Source organism: Streptomyces nodosus (genome assembly GCF_008704995.1).
Lineage (GTDB): Bacteria > Actinomycetota > Actinomycetes > Streptomycetales > Streptomycetaceae > Streptomyces > Streptomyces nodosus.
Window position 1 is genome coordinate 6,156,493 of the sequence record NZ_CP023747.1, and the last position, 13,560, is coordinate 6,170,052.

The window sequence follows — 13,560 nt, forward strand, 5'->3', positions numbered from 1 at the left end:
GCCATGCGCTTCCGCCACCCCGACGGCTCCACCGTCCATCTGGCCTACTGCACCAACGTCCACCCGGCCGAGACACTGGACGGTGTCCTCGCCCAACTCCGCGACCACTGCGAACCGGTGCGCCGCCGACTGGGCCGCGACCGCCTCGGCATCGGACTGTGGCTCGCCAAGGACGCCGCCCGCGCCCTCGTCACCGAACCCGCCGCGCTGCGCGGCCTGCGCACCGAACTCGACCGACGCGGCCTCGAGGTCGTCACCCTCAACGGCTTCCCCTACGAGGGCTTCGGCGCCCAGGAGGTCAAGTACCGCGTCTACAGCCCCGACTGGGCCGACCCCGCACGCCTGGAGCACACCACCGCCCTCGCCCGGCTGCTCGCCGGACTGCTGCCCGACGACATCACCGAGGGCAGCATCTCCACCCTGCCGCTGTACTGGCGCACCGCCGCCGACGAACAGCGCGCCACAGCCGCCCGCGCCGCCCTGCGCACCCTCGGCGAACGCCTCGACGCCCTGGCCGAGTTGACCGGACGCTCGATCCGTATCGGACTGGAGCCGGAACCCGGCTGCACCATCGAGACCACCGCCGACGCCATCGCCCCGCTGTCCGCCGTAGCCCACCCCCGCATCGGCATCTGCGTCGATACCTGCCATCTCGCCACCTCCTTCGAGGACCCGGGCACCGCCCTGGATGCCCTCACCCGGGCCGGCGTCCCCCTCGTCAAGTCCCAGCTCTCCGCGGCCCTGCACGCCGAACACCCCCATCTCCCCGAGGTCCGCGAGGCCCTGGCCGCCTTCGCTGAACCCCGCTTCCTGCACCAGACCCGCACCGTCCTGGCTCCCGACCCCGGGCAGGCGGCAGGAACCCCCCTCGCCGCCGGGCTGTACGGCACCGACGACCTCCGGCAGGCCCTCGACGACGGCGCCCTCCCCGACACCGCACCCTGGCGCGCCCACTTCCATGTCCCGCTGCACGCGCCACCCGCGGCCCCCCTCACCTCCACCCTCCCCGTCCTCGAGGCCGCCCTGACCCGGCTCGTCGGCGGACCCGCCCCGCTCACCCGGCACCTCGAAGTGGAGACCTACACCTGGGCGGCCCTTCCGCCCGAGCTGCGGCCCCGCGACCGCAGCCGCCTCGCCGACGGCATCGCCGCCGAACTCTCCCTCGCCCGCGACCTGCTGACCGATCTCGGCCTGAAGGAACTGCCATGAGCACCCCGCGGAGCGACGGGCGCCCCACCCCGCTGCTCGTCCTGGACGTCGTCGGCCTCACCCCCCGCCTGCTCGACCATATGCCGCACCTCCGGGCACTCGGCCGGTCCGGCTCCCGCGCGGCGCTCGGCACCGTGCTGCCCGCCGTCACCTGCGCCGCCCAGTCCACCTTCCTCACCGGCACCATGCCCTCCGAGCACGGCATCGTCGGCAACGGCTGGTACTTCCGCGAGCTGGGCGACGTACTGCTGTGGCGCCAGCACAACGGCCTGGTCTCCGGGGACAAACTGTGGGACGCCGCCCGCCGCGCGTACCCCGGCTACACCGTCGCCAACATCTGCTGGTGGTACGCCATGGGCGCCGACACCGACATCACCGTCACCCCGCGCCCGGTCTACTACGCCGACGGCCGCAAGGAACCCGACTGCTACACCAGGCCCGCGGAACTGCACGACGAACTCACCGAGAGGCTCGGCACCTTCCCCCTCTTCCAGTTCTGGGGCCCCGGCGCCGGCCTGGCCTCCAGTGAATGGATCGTCGACGCCACCCGCCACATCATCCGCACCCGCCACCCCGACCTGGCGCTCTGCTACCTCCCCCACCTCGACTACGACCTCCAGCGCTACGGCCCCGACGACCCGCGCTCCCTCCAGGCCGCCGCCGACCTGGACGCCACCGTCGCGCCGCTCCTGGACGACGCCCGCGCCGAGGGCCGTACCGTCGTCGCGCTGTCCGAGTACGGCATCACCCCGGTCAGCCGCCCGGTCGACATCAACCGCGCCCTGCGCCGCGCCGGCCTGCTGGAGGTCCACACCCAGGACGGCATGGAGTACCTCGACCCGATGGCCTCCCGCGCCTTCGCGGTCGCCGACCACCAGATCGCCCATGTCTATGTGCGCCGCCCCGAGGACCTGGACGCCACCCGGGCCGCACTCGACGGTCTGCCCGGCATCGAGCAACTCCTCGACGACGAGGGCAAGAAGGCCCATCAGCTCGACCATCCGCGCGCCGGTGAACTGGTCGCCGTCGCCGAGCCGGACGCCTGGTTCACGTACTACTACTGGCTCGACGACGCCCGCGCGCCCGACTTCGCGCAACTCGTCGAGATCCACCGCAAACCCGGCTACGACCCGGTCGAGCTGTTCATGGATCCCCTCGACCCCTATGTCAAGGTCAAGGCCGCCACCGCCCTGGCCCGCAAGAAACTCGGCATGCGCTACCGCATGGCGGTCGTGCCCCTCGACCCGTCCCCCGTCCGCGGCAGCCACGGCCGGCTTCCCACCCGCGACGAGGACGGTCCGCTCCTCCTGTGCTCCACCCCCCGCGCCGTCGACGGCCGTCTCGCGGCCACCGACGTGAAGTCACTGCTGCTCACCCTGGCGGGACTCCCCGACCACCGGTCCAGAGAGAGGCATCCGTGAACCACATCCACCCGACAGACAACGGCACCGCCGGCCCCGACGAACTCCTGCGCCGCAGCCTCGGCGTCGGCCGCCGCCGCTTTCTGAGCACCTGCACCGCCGTCGCGGCGGGCGCGGTCGCCGCCCCCGTCCTCGGCGCGGCCCCCTCCTTCGCCGCGCCCGCGACCCCCGCGTCGAAGGGCAAGGGCAAGGCCAAGGGCCATGAACTCGTCCCCGCGGACAAGCGCGGCATCATCCTCTACACCGTCCGCGACGCCACCGGCCGCGACCCCCTCTCCACCACCCTGCCCTCCGGCTTCCGCGCCGTGTTCCAGCAGCTCGCCCGCTTCGGCTACCGCCAGGTGGAGTTCGCCGGCTACGGCCAGCACGCCAACGCGCCCGGCGGAGCCGACCTGGAAACCGTCCAGGGCGCCCAGCTGCTGCGCCGCTGGCTGGACGAGTACGGACTGCGCGCCCAGGGCAACCACGGCTTCATCCCGGGATCCTGGCCCCTGACCACCGCGGACCTGGACACCTTCAAGAAGCACCTGGAGATCGCCAACATCCTCGGCATGGACCACATGGGCACCGGCAACGACCCCACCGGCAGCGCCTACCGGGCCGACTGGGACGTGGCCGCCGAGAAGTGGAACACACTCGGACGGATCGCCCGCAGCGCCGGGATCAAGCTCTACACCCACAACCACGACGCGGCATACGACTTCCTGCTCGACGGCGGCCCGCTCGACGCCCAGGGCCGCCCGACCCGCAGCTCCGGCATCCGTAAGCTGGAGTACTTCCTCTCGGTCACCGACCCCAAGCTGGTCTGGCTGGAGATGGACATCTACTGGGCGCATGTGGCCCAGTACAAGTTCCACACCTACACCGCCCACGACGGCTCCGGGCGGGAGAAGGTCTTCGACCCGGCCGGCCTGGTCACCCGCCACAACAAGCGCTACCCCCTGTTCCACGCCAAGGACGGCGTCGTCAACACCACCAACGGCCAGGGCTATGACATGGTCCCGTTCGGCACCGGTGTCATCGACTACACGACGTTCTTCTCCCGGGTCGGCGACCGCAACTACCACAACCCGATGGTCGAGCAGGACAACGCGCCCAGCTCCACCGACCCCGCCCAGTCCCTGACCCACGCCCGCATCGGCTACCAGAACCTCGCCGCCCTTCGCTGCAAGTAGCGGCGCCACGACAGTGAGCATGTGAGGAAGAAGGGGCGAAGTTGCAGGAAGGGGGTAGAAGGGGAGGTGGGCGGTATGGGCGTCATGCCCACCTTTCGCCACCCATCTCCCACCTGCCACTTTCCTCATTCCCTCACCTCCGACTGTGCGCCGAGAGCGGAGCAATCCGATGGCACCACCCACCCTCACCCTCAAATCCGGTACCGCGTGGACCGACGCCTGGCAGCGCTGCCTCGCCGCCGCCCCCGAGGCCTTCCGGGACGACCGTGTCCTCAACCTCTGGGGTTCCTCCTGGCGGCTCGACGGCCGGGCCCTGCCCGCCACCAGCCCGGTCGACGGCCGCCCCGTCGCGGGCCCGCCGCGCCTCGGCCCGGACACCGCCCGCCGCGCCGTGCACGCGGCCCTTGACCAGCACCGCGCCTGGCGCGAGGTACCCGTGACCGAACGCCGGGCCCGGGTCTCCGCGACCCTGGACGCGCTCACCGACCACCGCGAGCTGCTCGCCCTTCTGCTGGTCTGGGAGATCGGCAAGCCCTGGAAGCTCGCCCGGGCCGATGTGGACCGGGCCATCGACGGCGTACGCTGGTACGTCGAAGAAATCGAACGAATGCTCGACAATCGGCCCCCGCTGGACGGCCCCGTCTCCAACATCGCGAGCTGGAACTACCCGATGAGCGTCCTGGTCCACGCGATGCTGGTCCAGGCCCTCGCGGGCAACGCGGTGATCGCCAAGACCCCGACCGACGGCGGCGTCGCCTGCCTCACCCTGGCCTGCGCGCTCGCCGCGCGCGAGGGGATCCCCGTCACCCTGGTCAGCGGCAGCGGGGGCGAGCTGTCGGAGGAGCTGGTGCGGGCGCCCGAGATCGGCTGTGTCTCCTTCGTCGGCGGCCGCGACACCGGCGCCGCGGTGGCCACGGCCGTCGCCGACCTGGGCAAGCCGCACATCCTGGAACAGGAGGGCCTGAACACCTGGGGCATCTGGAACCACTCGGACTGGGAGTCACTCACCGCCGTCATCCCGAAACTCTTCGACTACGGCAAACAGCGCTGCACCGCCTACCCCCGCTTCGTCGTACAGCGCTCCCTCTTCGACGCGTTCCTGGCGGCCTATCTGCCGGCGGTCCGCACGCTCAGGGTCGGCCACCCCCTGGCGGTGGAGCACGGCGACGACCCCTACCCGGAACTGGACTTCGGCCCGGTGATCAACGCGGCCAAGGCGAAGGAGCTCACCGACCAGATCGCCGAGGCCATCGACCGCGGCGCCGTCCCCCTGCACCGCGGCAGCGCGGCCGACGCCCGCTTCCTGCCGGGCCAGGACACCTCGGCGTACGTCCACCCGGTCACGCTCCTCAACCCGCCCCCGTCCTCCCCCCTCCACCACTCCGAGCCGTTCGGCCCGGTCGACACGATCGTCCTGGTCGACACGGAGGCCGAGCTGCTGGCGGCGATGAACGCCTCCAACGGCGCCCTGGTCGCCACCCTCTCCACCGACGACCAGGCCACCTACGACCGCCTGGCCCCCCAGATCCGCGCCTTCAAGATCGGCCACGGCACCCCACGCTCACGCGGCGACCGCGACGAACTCTTCGGCGGCTTCGGCGCCTCCTGGCGCGGCGCCTTCGTCGGCGGCGAACTCCTGGTACACGCGGTGACCCGGGGTCCGGCGGGGGAGAGACTCCCGGGCAACTTCCCCGACTACCAGCTGATGCCCTGATGGCCCGCTGCCCCTGATGCTCAGGGCACCCGCCCACCCCACCTGACCTGAGCTTTCTCGCATCTCCGTAGCGCCCATGCCACTGTCCGTGAGGTCGCTGCACGGCCTGTCCCGGCCCCGGATATGCGGGTGAATGCCACCGCGAAACCTTGGTATTGTTGTCCCTGTCGCCACGGGGAGGCCCCTCGGCAAGGCGACAGACACCTGGTCCGGGTGGCGGAATGGCAGACGCGCTAGCTTGAGGTGCTAGTGCCCTTTATCGGGCGTGGGGGTTCAAGTCCCCCCTCGGACACAATCACTGGGACGTTCACGAGATCGTCCCGAAGCGTTCACGAATTACCGGTCGAGTCATGTGACTCACCGGCATTTCGTCGTTTCTGGGGCCTTGAGCCTCGTGCTCGGCTCGATGAGGGGGTGAGGCGGTGGCGGTTCAGGTACTGCGCCTCTCACCTGCGGAAACAGGACATGCCTGCGCGACGGCTGGTAGCCGTGGCGCAGGCATGTGGGGTTTTCCGGGGGCGGAGCGCGGCGGGGGTGTGTCACTCGCGTGGCGGAGGCTCGGCCTGCTCGGTCGGAAGCGGCGCCGGGGGCGGGTCGGAGGGTTCACCGGCTTGGGTTGCGGCGCTCTGCGTGCTGGCTTTGCGGGGCTGGATGCCCTGGTCGCGGAGGAACCGTCGGATGGCCCTGAGGTTCGCCACGAAGATGATGACGGCATTGAGCAGGGTCTGCGCGACGCGTCCGTGCGGCAGGCGGAGCTGGGGATTGTCGATGCTGTCGAGGGCGGACTTCTTGAGGTTGCCGTTGCCGCCCTCGTTCTGGCTGCGCAGTCCGGACCAGGCTTCCTGCCACAGAGGGGTGAACAGGGGGTATTTCTGCCGCCACTTGGCCAACACGGTGCCCGGGACGGTGATGCTCTTCCCTCTGCAGATGTCTGGGTAGACAGGGGTGTCCCTCTTGGGCCTGGGGATGGTGGGCAGGGCTGCCGGGGTACGGACAGTGGGGGCGTCCAGGTCGACAACGGTGGACGGGCGGGGCTGGGGCCGGCGGTAGCAGGTGACCGTGGCGTGGGACCCGAGGGCGGGGCAATGTCGACGCTGGTCCCCTGCGGGCCCGTATTCCTTGATCTTGGTCTGGTAGTCCTTCCGGGACTGGATCAGGTTGAGTGCGTGGGCGCGGTCCTCGTCCGTGCGGCTGTTGATGTATGTGGCGCCCGCAGTGACGAGCGGGGTGGGCAACAGCGGGCAGTAGAACTCGCCGCCGACCAGCTGCATGCCGCGGAACTCTCCCTGCCGGTCGACCTTGTCGTCGTTGTAGTGCTTCACCGCGTTGAGCCCGAGTTTCAGCAGCTGCAGATGCAGGTTGTGAGGCTTGGCCTGGGTGATGCCCCGGTCGGCGCAGAACAGGTCTTTGACCAGGCCTCGTTCGAAGGCCGGCTGGATGGCGCGCAGGGCGGCCGGGCCGGGTTCGGTGCCCGGGGTGTGGAGGATCATGCCGAGGCAGACCGCGGGGTAGGCGCCGGCGAGGTCGCCATGGCCATGGCCTGGGAACGCGGCCATCATGGCGTAGCGGAACTCTCTCTTCTCCGGCGCCTTGGCCTTCTTCTCCCGTGCCGACTTGGTCTTGCGAGTTGCTGGCTTGTTTGCCGTGCCGCGCCGGGTGCCAGTGTTTGTGGAGGCCGCAGCTTTGCCGCTGGGCGACTTCTTCTGTGTTCCTCCCTTCACGTACATCCCGGCGGTGATCTCGAGCGAGGCCCGGTCCTGGTGGTAGTCCGGCTCTTTGCCCCAGACCGGAACCGGAGTGTCGTCGACCGCGATGTGGCCAGGCCACTGAGCGAAGTCGCCGCGCCGGTAGGAAGCCATCACCGGAGCGAGGATCAGATTCTGGGCGATGGCCTCCAGGTTGCGCACGGTGTCCTGGTTGTCGCGGGCATTCCACTTCCGGCGGATCTTCTTGGCCTCGCTGAGCGACAGCCTCTTGCGGCGGTCGTGCGGTGCAGGGTCGAGGCGCCGGGTCATCGAGGCCCAGGACCGGTAGACGCGCTTCGACGTGGCGTATTGGTGGTGCGCGACGCTGTCGTTTTCTTCTCGGGTTGCGCCCTCGCGGATGTGCAGGTCGACGTCGGGGACGTCAAGGAGGGCTTTGGACCCTGGAGACAAGGCGAAGAAGAGCGTCTCCCATGCGTCGTTGATGTTCGCGCTCTTGCCCATGTACTGCGACAGGATCAGGCCGATCAGCACTGTGCGGAACGGCAAGCCCTTCGGGCCTGGCCGGTGCTCGTTGGAGGGAAGGCGTTCCAGTGCTCCGCTGTGGCGCACGAGGTCGAAGACCTGCCTCACGACGCGGTCGCTGAGGGTACGGCCGGGGGCCTGCGGTGCAGGGCGTAAGGCGAGGCCGGTACGCCGGCAGGGTTTGTCCTCCGGGTTCTTCCTGCTCATGCCGCCGCCCCCCGCAACAGATCGGATGCCTCCGCTTCGGGCACGTCGTGGAGGAAGACGAGGTAGCGCGAGAGGCTGTGCAGGGTCCCGAGCCCCGACGCTTTGAGGATCACCTTCAGCGGAATACCTGCATTCAGCAGATCGACGAGCCAGGTCGTGCGCAGCCGCTGGGGCTGCAGCACTGCACCGTCACAACGGCCGATGATCCGCGGGTACCTGGCCAGCCAGTCCGATGCGATGTGCTTGCTGGTGCGGTCCTGCCAGTCCGGCCGGAAGGCGTACGCGTCTGCCGGGATGTGGGCGGCTTCCGCCAGCAGCAGTTCCTCGTAGGCGTACCGGCATACGACAGTGCGCGGACGGCGCCCGTGCACCTTCACCAGTGCCCGGCCGGTGGGGCCCGCCAGGATGTCCCGCCCCCGAACGTACACAAGATCCTCAACGGCGAGCCCGCAACCAACACCGAGACAGAACAGAAGACAGGCGTTGCGCCGCTGGGCGGGGGTGGGCAGGCTCTGCGCCCAGATCAGCCAGTAGGCGATTTCCGCCGGCGGGTAGGGGGCCACTGGGGCGGCGGTGGCCTTCAGCCGGATCGGCGGATGCTGTCCGAGCTGGTCCAACAAGAGCGCTTCGGAAGCCCGGCGCAGCTGGCTGCTGCAGGTTCGGCGGCTGTTGGCGGCCATGTCGCGGCAGCCGACGAGGATGAACCGTTCGACGGTGCTCTGGTCAAGGATCACCGAGGGTTCGAGCGGGAGGCCCTGGGCCTCGACCCAGGCGACCAGCCGTGCGAGCGGTGTCATGACCACGTCTGGTCCGTAGGGTCCCGCTGCGACGGCCATGAATCCCAGCGAACGGACGACCGGAGCGATGCGGCGCCACTGGGCGGGAGGCACCGTCTCCGCCTTCGGTGCGTAGGCCAGCAGGCGATTCGACACAGCGACCTCCAGGCGCAAGGCCCATGACAGGTGGCCGGTTAACCGGCCACTCGTGTCAGTGTCGATCACGATCTGAAGGAACGCATCTTTATGACCGGAGGCCGAGCGCGCACGGCGCCGCCATGGAGCTACGCCGTCGATCCGGAGGAGTGGCCGGATGCCCGGATCGCCGGGGAGCCCGCCGCGGCGGTGGTCCAGACGATTGCCCGCCGCCTCGCCGCCGCCCTGCGTGAGAGGCCGGAGCTCTCGCTGCGTGCCCTGGCCGCCCAGAGCAACGTCGGCAGACAGACCATCGGGGATCTGCTGGCGGGCGCCACCTGGCCGGATGTACTGACGGTCTGCCGACTGGAGCGTGCCCTGGGCTTGGCGCTCTGGCCCGGATCGAATACGACCCAATGTGCTCATGACTGATCCCCAATTGCCTCTTTGAGGTCAGTCGTGCACGCTCAGGTACGGAATGGCGCAGACGCCCTATAGCGCCACCCGTGGGGGCGCTAGAGTGAACGTGCGCGACGGACCGGAACCCTGCTAGGAGAAGCGTCCGTTCGCGTGTTTGGCGGCCTCCCTCGACCGCTAATCGAGGGAGGCCTGCTTGTTGGGTTAGGGTCGTTCTCGGGTGGATCAAGCGGCCCGGGATGACAGCACGGCCCGGAACATTCCCGGTGCTACGTTTTCCACCTCGCCAAGTTGCTTCATGCGGTTGAGGGTTTTTCCTACGGATGAGCGGACCGTCGCGTCCGCTCCCGGGCGCACCGCCGCCGCGATATCGGTGATGGACATTGCCTCTTGAGCGGCGCACAGGAGTGTGAGGATCGCATCGCGCATGCTTCCGTTACGCGGTGGCCCTAGGGTCCGAGTGCCAATGCCCGGGCGCGCATCTTCGGACGAAAGATCCTCGTCGGCGACAGAAACTTCAGACGGACCCTCCCGGGAAGGCTGGGCGATTTCCGCGTCCTCGCCAGTGTCCGGAGGCTCTTCGCGGACATCGGTGGATTCGACGCCCTGGCACATCATCGCGTACACAGCTTCCAATGTCGCCAACTCGCCGCGCAGTGAAGTGATCAGCTCCTTCACGGCATGCCGGGCCTGGCCGATGTAGACACCCTTGTCTGACGCAGGTGCGCTGGTCCGGTATCCCGCCATAGCGAACTCCTAAGGAAGGCCGCTGCCAGTGTAGGGACGGCACACTGTGGCACGCACGCAGTTCCTGTTAGGCGCTATCAAACGGTCAGCAATGCGCTCAAGCACGGCAAGTCCGGTCGGGGTTATCGCAGGACTCGACCTGTCTTGGCGCAGAGTTGGCTCGCCGGGTTCGTGCGATGCCGCTCCGGAACTGTGAGACGTGCCACCACAGAATTCTGACGTGTGGATTCTGTCGAAGCTCCCGGTCTCCGGGAACGTTTGAGCGTTACGGTTCCTTCATGGTGGATGGCAAGCATCTGTCGGCGACAGAGGCCTTGGCGTCGGTGACGAAGGCCCTGGATGTTCTAGTCCTGGCGTATGACCGGGGGGAAATCGGTGTTACCGAAACCGCCCGGGAGCTCGGTATCTCACGTTCCACCGCACACCGCATCCTGGTCACCCTGCAGCGCACGGGTTTCCTGCGTCACGATCCTGGCCAGCACGGATACTCGGCGGGTCCGCAGCTCGTACGCATGGGACTGACCGCGATCGCCCAGCTGGACGTCCGACGACAGGCGCGCAGACCCCTGGAGGAGCTCTCCGAGAAGCTGCAGGAGACGGTGTGCCTGTACTCCCTGGATGCGGCCGTCGTCCGACTACTCGACGGAGTCGAGTGCCGGCATGTCCTGCGCGTCAGCGTTCCGCTCGGACAGGAGCTCCCCGCCCACGTCACAGCGGCGGGCAAGGCTTTGCTCGCACTGCGCGACCCGGCAGATGTACGCACGACACTCCCGGCCGCGCTCCCTGCCACAGCGGCAGGAAGCATCACTGAGTGGCCACTGCTTGAGGTGGAGTTGGAGGAAGTTAGAGCCCGAGGATGGGCGGCAGACCTCGAGGAAAGTGCACACGACCTGCACGGCGTAGGCGTGGCCATCCGCAACCGCATCGGGGAACCGCTCGCCGCGATCTCCGTGTACGCACCCGCCGTACGTCTGCGTGAACGGGACATGCCAGCGATTGCCACGGCCTTGCAGGAGACCGCCACCACGATCGCCAGGGCAGAGTGACAGCGGGCGCCGAGGTACCGGGGCTCAAGGCCCCAATGTGATCCGCCCGTCCGGGATCTACCCCTCCAGGTATCCCGTCAACAGCACATCTACATCTGGCAGATCACACCGTGTGCACAACTCCTGCCACTGCTCAGGCCCCGCCCAGCGTGTCGCTCCCCTCCAGGACAGAGGCTCCGGCGGATCGCCAGCTTCAGGGAGACGAAAGATGAACACGTGCGCCTCTCGACGGCTCCGGCCTACGGGCACAGGCACCTGAGCCCAGCGGCATCCTTCAACAGTGCCCCCGCGCACCGGCATCGCGCCGACCGCTTCGCGGAGAACGCGCACTGCCGCTTCACGGTAGGGTTCTGCGGCTCGGGCGGATCCTGAAGGGAGTACCCACCGGGGACCAGCTCCAGGCAGGTCGTCTGTCACCAGGGCAAGCCGCCCGTCCGAGCTCAGCAACGCGACGAACACCACCCGCCGCATCCTGGGAGGCGGCACGGCAGGGCGGCCCGAACTCTCGGCAGCGTCCAGGAAAACAGGCACGGTCCGATCCTGACATGTGGCCGCTTAACCGGCCACTCGTGTCCTGGATCGACGCGAGTTTCATTTCTGAGCTTAATGCGGTGAATGTGATCCGCGCCCGGGCAGCCCACAAGCCGCACGGACCCCGCAGTGACCGCTGCCTGAGAATTGTGCAGTCGGCCACTGCGGTGACGTCGCTGATCACCGAGCGCAGCTTCACTGCGGTGTCCTCCAAATTCTTCTCCAGTCGCTGGGTTTGCTGTCCGCCGCACATTCGTGCCTGAACCGAACGACGACGTCATGGCCACGCAGACCTCCAGCGCGCCACCGTTGAACTTCTCCGTGATGATGTTCTTCTTGTCGAAGAGGAGGTAGCCCTTCTGGCCGGCTGTGCACTAGAGGGGCACGGCGCTCAGCAGCCCATGCGTCAGCGGCTCGCAGCGGGTCTGCCTCTACCTCGGGTGGCGGCAGATCTCGGGGAGCCGTGACGACTTCAGGAGTCGCTCAGGCGCCGGGACCGCGTCGTGGTAAAGGGCTGGTCCTGACGCACCTGGCATGAGTCGGCGCAGGGCACGCGTCGCGATGCCAGCGAGCGTCGCACCGATGTCGCCGCCTATTGCGATATCCAGAGTGCCGACGAGGTTCACTTCGCGATCATCCCACTCGTCGATGTGCTCTGTGACGAAGTCCACCGCCACGGACTGTCGGCGGGCAAGAAGTAGCAGCTCGCAGGCGTGCACGGCGTCGCGGAGGTCGAAGCGGAGGCGGGCGGAGAGCCCCGACGGCCCGAGTCCCGGCTCCTGGCAGGTGATGATGAGCTCGTCAGCATCGTGGGTCTTGGCGTTGACGCTCAGCTGCATGCCGCCGCGCACAAGCAGCCCCTCCGCCGCCTGCCGTTCGCGTTCGCCGTGAAGGGCGATCGACCACCAGGGAAGTGGGCCCCATGTGCCGTGTGTCGTTTCGTGCTCAAGGAAGGGGGAGAAGATCTGGTACCGCTCCAGCAGATGCTTCTGGAACGTGGCGAGGCAGCCGTCCTGGAAGTGCTCATCCTTGCTGCGCTCACGCAGCAGCTCGTACTCGATGGCGCTCATGCCCTCCACGGCCAGCGCGATGCGTTCAAGCTGCTCCTGGATGATCTCCGCAGCCCGCACGAGAACCCCGCGGAACTCATCGTCCGACGGAGCCTGATCGAGGAGACGGCCCAGAGCGCGCTGCGCGGCTTGGCAGCGTACGAGATCGCCGCCAAGGCTCACCAAGTGGCGGGCCTTGAGAGTGCTCCAGGGGCGGGTGGACATCCAGCGCTCCCAGGCCTGGTCGCCGCCACCACGCTGGGTCAGCGTCATAGCTCCGGCATTGCCGACCCGGAAATCCGGCTCGGCCTTCAGCCTCTCCCACAGGTCGGGGTACCCCTCCAGCGGGAAAGCGGGCAGCGAGGAGTGTGCCGCGAGGACACGTGAGTCCGCTGTGTCCCACAGTTCGCTCAGCTCCCGTTCCACACGCGAACGAGGCACAGTACGGCCCCGCTGGGCAGCCCAGTATTCGATTAGCAGCATGTAGGTGCTCTCCGGACTCCAGGGGAGCAGGCCCAGACCGTCGAGTACCACAACGGTGTTGGCCAGTCCGTCGTGCTCGAACCCGAACTGGATCTTGCCGATGAGTTTGGTGAGTTCTTCGGTATCAGGGCCGGGCGCCGCGAATAGCGGGCTGGCGGCGAGCATTCCACGGATGTTCGATGTGCTTTGGCCCTGGGCGAGCTGGACGGCGACCCGCGCGACCAGCATGGAGCCGATGAGCCTGGGCTCGCCGAGGTCGTCGCGCAGGCGGTCCATGCCCAGGGCCGGGACATCCCTCACGTGCCACAGCAGCCCCTCTTGGATCTCACGGAACCACTCTTCCCGCTGCGCCGTGAGCTCTCCGGACGTGCTGCGCGACATGCTTCTCCCCTGTTGGATGCGGCTGCTGAAATGCGGTGCTT

The 13,560-nt window shown here is 68.5% G+C and carries 12 protein-coding genes and 1 tRNA gene; 8 read left to right on the forward strand and 5 right to left on the reverse strand.

Annotated elements, in window-relative coordinates; translation table 11 throughout:
* Window positions 1-3: 3 nt before the first annotated feature.
* The 5 genes from eboE (at window position 4) to CP978_RS27590 (ending at window position 5,811) form a co-directional block, all read left to right on the forward strand.
* A complete protein-coding gene (gene eboE / locus CP978_RS27570; RefSeq protein WP_043445221.1) occupies window positions 4-1,209 on the forward strand; it encodes a metabolite traffic protein EboE in 1,206 nt (401 codons plus the stop codon).
* Window positions 1,206-2,630 carry an alkaline phosphatase family protein gene (locus CP978_RS27575; RefSeq protein WP_043445223.1) on the forward strand — a complete coding sequence of 475 codons (1,425 nt, stop codon included), beginning with the start codon at window positions 1,206-1,208 and terminating at the stop codon, window positions 2,628-2,630. Before eboE ends, CP978_RS27575 begins: the two co-directional genes overlap by 4 nt.
* Window positions 2,627-3,805 carry a sugar phosphate isomerase/epimerase family protein gene (locus CP978_RS27580; protein ID WP_227745473.1) on the forward strand — a complete coding sequence of 393 codons (1,179 nt, stop codon included), beginning with the start codon at window positions 2,627-2,629 and terminating at the stop codon, window positions 3,803-3,805. Before CP978_RS27575 ends, CP978_RS27580 begins: the two co-directional genes overlap by 4 nt.
* A 169-nt stretch (window positions 3,806-3,974) precedes the next feature.
* Entirely contained in the window at window positions 3,975-5,519 is a 1,545-nt protein-coding gene (locus tag CP978_RS27585; RefSeq protein ID WP_043445225.1) for an aldehyde dehydrogenase family protein, read from the forward strand.
* A 207-nt stretch (window positions 5,520-5,726) separates the two neighbouring features.
* Window positions 5,727-5,811, forward strand: a tRNA-Leu gene (locus CP978_RS27590).
* Window positions 5,812-6,058: 247 nt separating this feature from the next.
* Here the strand turns inward: CP978_RS27590 and CP978_RS27595 are convergent.
* Entirely contained in the window at window positions 6,059-7,954 is a 1,896-nt protein-coding gene (locus tag CP978_RS27595; protein WP_043445227.1) for a hypothetical protein, read from the reverse strand.
* Complete coding sequence (locus tag CP978_RS27600) at window positions 7,951-8,955, reverse strand: site-specific integrase (RefSeq protein ID WP_144401495.1); 1,005 nt, start codon at window positions 8,953-8,955, stop codon at window positions 7,951-7,953. The genes CP978_RS27595 and CP978_RS27600 overlap by 4 nt, the downstream gene beginning before the upstream one ends.
* 21 nt (window positions 8,956-8,976) lie before the next feature.
* Between CP978_RS27600 and CP978_RS27605 the strand changes: the two genes are divergently transcribed.
* Window positions 8,977-9,297 (forward strand): helix-turn-helix domain-containing protein, encoded by a 321-nt coding sequence (locus CP978_RS27605; RefSeq protein WP_043445230.1) that lies wholly within the window; start codon window positions 8,977-8,979, stop codon window positions 9,295-9,297.
* A 210-nt stretch (window positions 9,298-9,507) separates the two neighbouring features.
* On the opposite strand, the gene CP978_RS27610 is transcribed toward CP978_RS27605, so the two are convergent.
* The gene (locus tag CP978_RS27610) at window positions 9,508-10,029 is read right to left on the reverse strand and encodes a hypothetical protein (RefSeq protein WP_043445231.1); all 522 of its coding nucleotides are present in this window, start codon (window positions 10,027-10,029) and stop codon (window positions 9,508-9,510) included.
* A gap of 278 nt (window positions 10,030-10,307) precedes the next feature.
* Here CP978_RS27610 and CP978_RS27615 point away from each other — a divergent pair, with 278 nt between their 5' ends.
* Window positions 10,308-11,075 (forward strand): IclR family transcriptional regulator, encoded by a 768-nt coding sequence (locus CP978_RS27615; RefSeq protein ID WP_043445232.1) that lies wholly within the window; start codon window positions 10,308-10,310, stop codon window positions 11,073-11,075.
* A gap of 57 nt (window positions 11,076-11,132) precedes the next feature.
* Here CP978_RS27615 and CP978_RS36445 read toward each other — a convergent pair whose 3' ends face one another.
* Window positions 11,133-11,546, reverse strand: coding sequence for an NUDIX domain-containing protein (locus CP978_RS36445; protein WP_227745657.1), 414 nt, complete (start codon window positions 11,544-11,546; stop codon window positions 11,133-11,135).
* A 98-nt stretch (window positions 11,547-11,644) separates the two neighbouring features.
* Between CP978_RS36445 and CP978_RS27620 the strand changes: the two genes are divergently transcribed.
* Entirely contained in the window at window positions 11,645-11,869 is a 225-nt protein-coding gene (locus CP978_RS27620; RefSeq protein WP_144401496.1) for a hypothetical protein, read from the forward strand.
* 168 nt (window positions 11,870-12,037) lie between these two features.
* Here CP978_RS27620 and CP978_RS27625 read toward each other — a convergent pair whose 3' ends face one another.
* Window positions 12,038-13,519, reverse strand: a complete 1,482-nt coding sequence (locus tag CP978_RS27625; RefSeq protein ID WP_043445233.1) for a hypothetical protein — start codon at window positions 13,517-13,519, stop codon at window positions 12,038-12,040.
* Between the last annotated feature and the right edge of the window lie 41 nt (window positions 13,520-13,560).

Bases quoted from the DNA above. Each gene is read 5' to 3' on its own strand.
- eboE (WP_043445221.1), top strand. From the start codon at position 4: ATGCGCTTCCGCCACCCCGACGGCTCCACCGTCCATCTGGCCTACTGC.
- CP978_RS27575 (WP_043445223.1), top strand. From the start codon at position 1,206: ATGAGCACCCCGCGGAGCGACGGGCGCCCCACCCCGCTGCTCGTCCTG.
- CP978_RS27585 (WP_043445225.1), top strand. From the start codon at position 3,975: ATGGCACCACCCACCCTCACCCTCAAATCCGGTACCGCGTGGACCGAC.
- CP978_RS27595 (WP_043445227.1), bottom strand. From the start codon at position 7,954: ATGAGCAGGAAGAACCCGGAGGACAAACCCTGCCGGCGTACCGGCCTC.
- CP978_RS27605 (WP_043445230.1), top strand. From the start codon at position 8,977: ATGACCGGAGGCCGAGCGCGCACGGCGCCGCCATGGAGCTACGCCGTC.
- CP978_RS27610 (WP_043445231.1), bottom strand. From the start codon at position 10,029: ATGGCGGGATACCGGACCAGCGCACCTGCGTCAGACAAGGGTGTCTAC.
- CP978_RS27615 (WP_043445232.1), top strand. From the start codon at position 10,308: ATGGTGGATGGCAAGCATCTGTCGGCGACAGAGGCCTTGGCGTCGGTG.
- CP978_RS36445 (WP_227745657.1), bottom strand. From the start codon at position 11,546: ATGCGGCGGGTGGTGTTCGTCGCGTTGCTGAGCTCGGACGGGCGGCTT.
- CP978_RS27625 (WP_043445233.1), bottom strand. From the start codon at position 13,519: ATGTCGCGCAGCACGTCCGGAGAGCTCACGGCGCAGCGGGAAGAGTGG.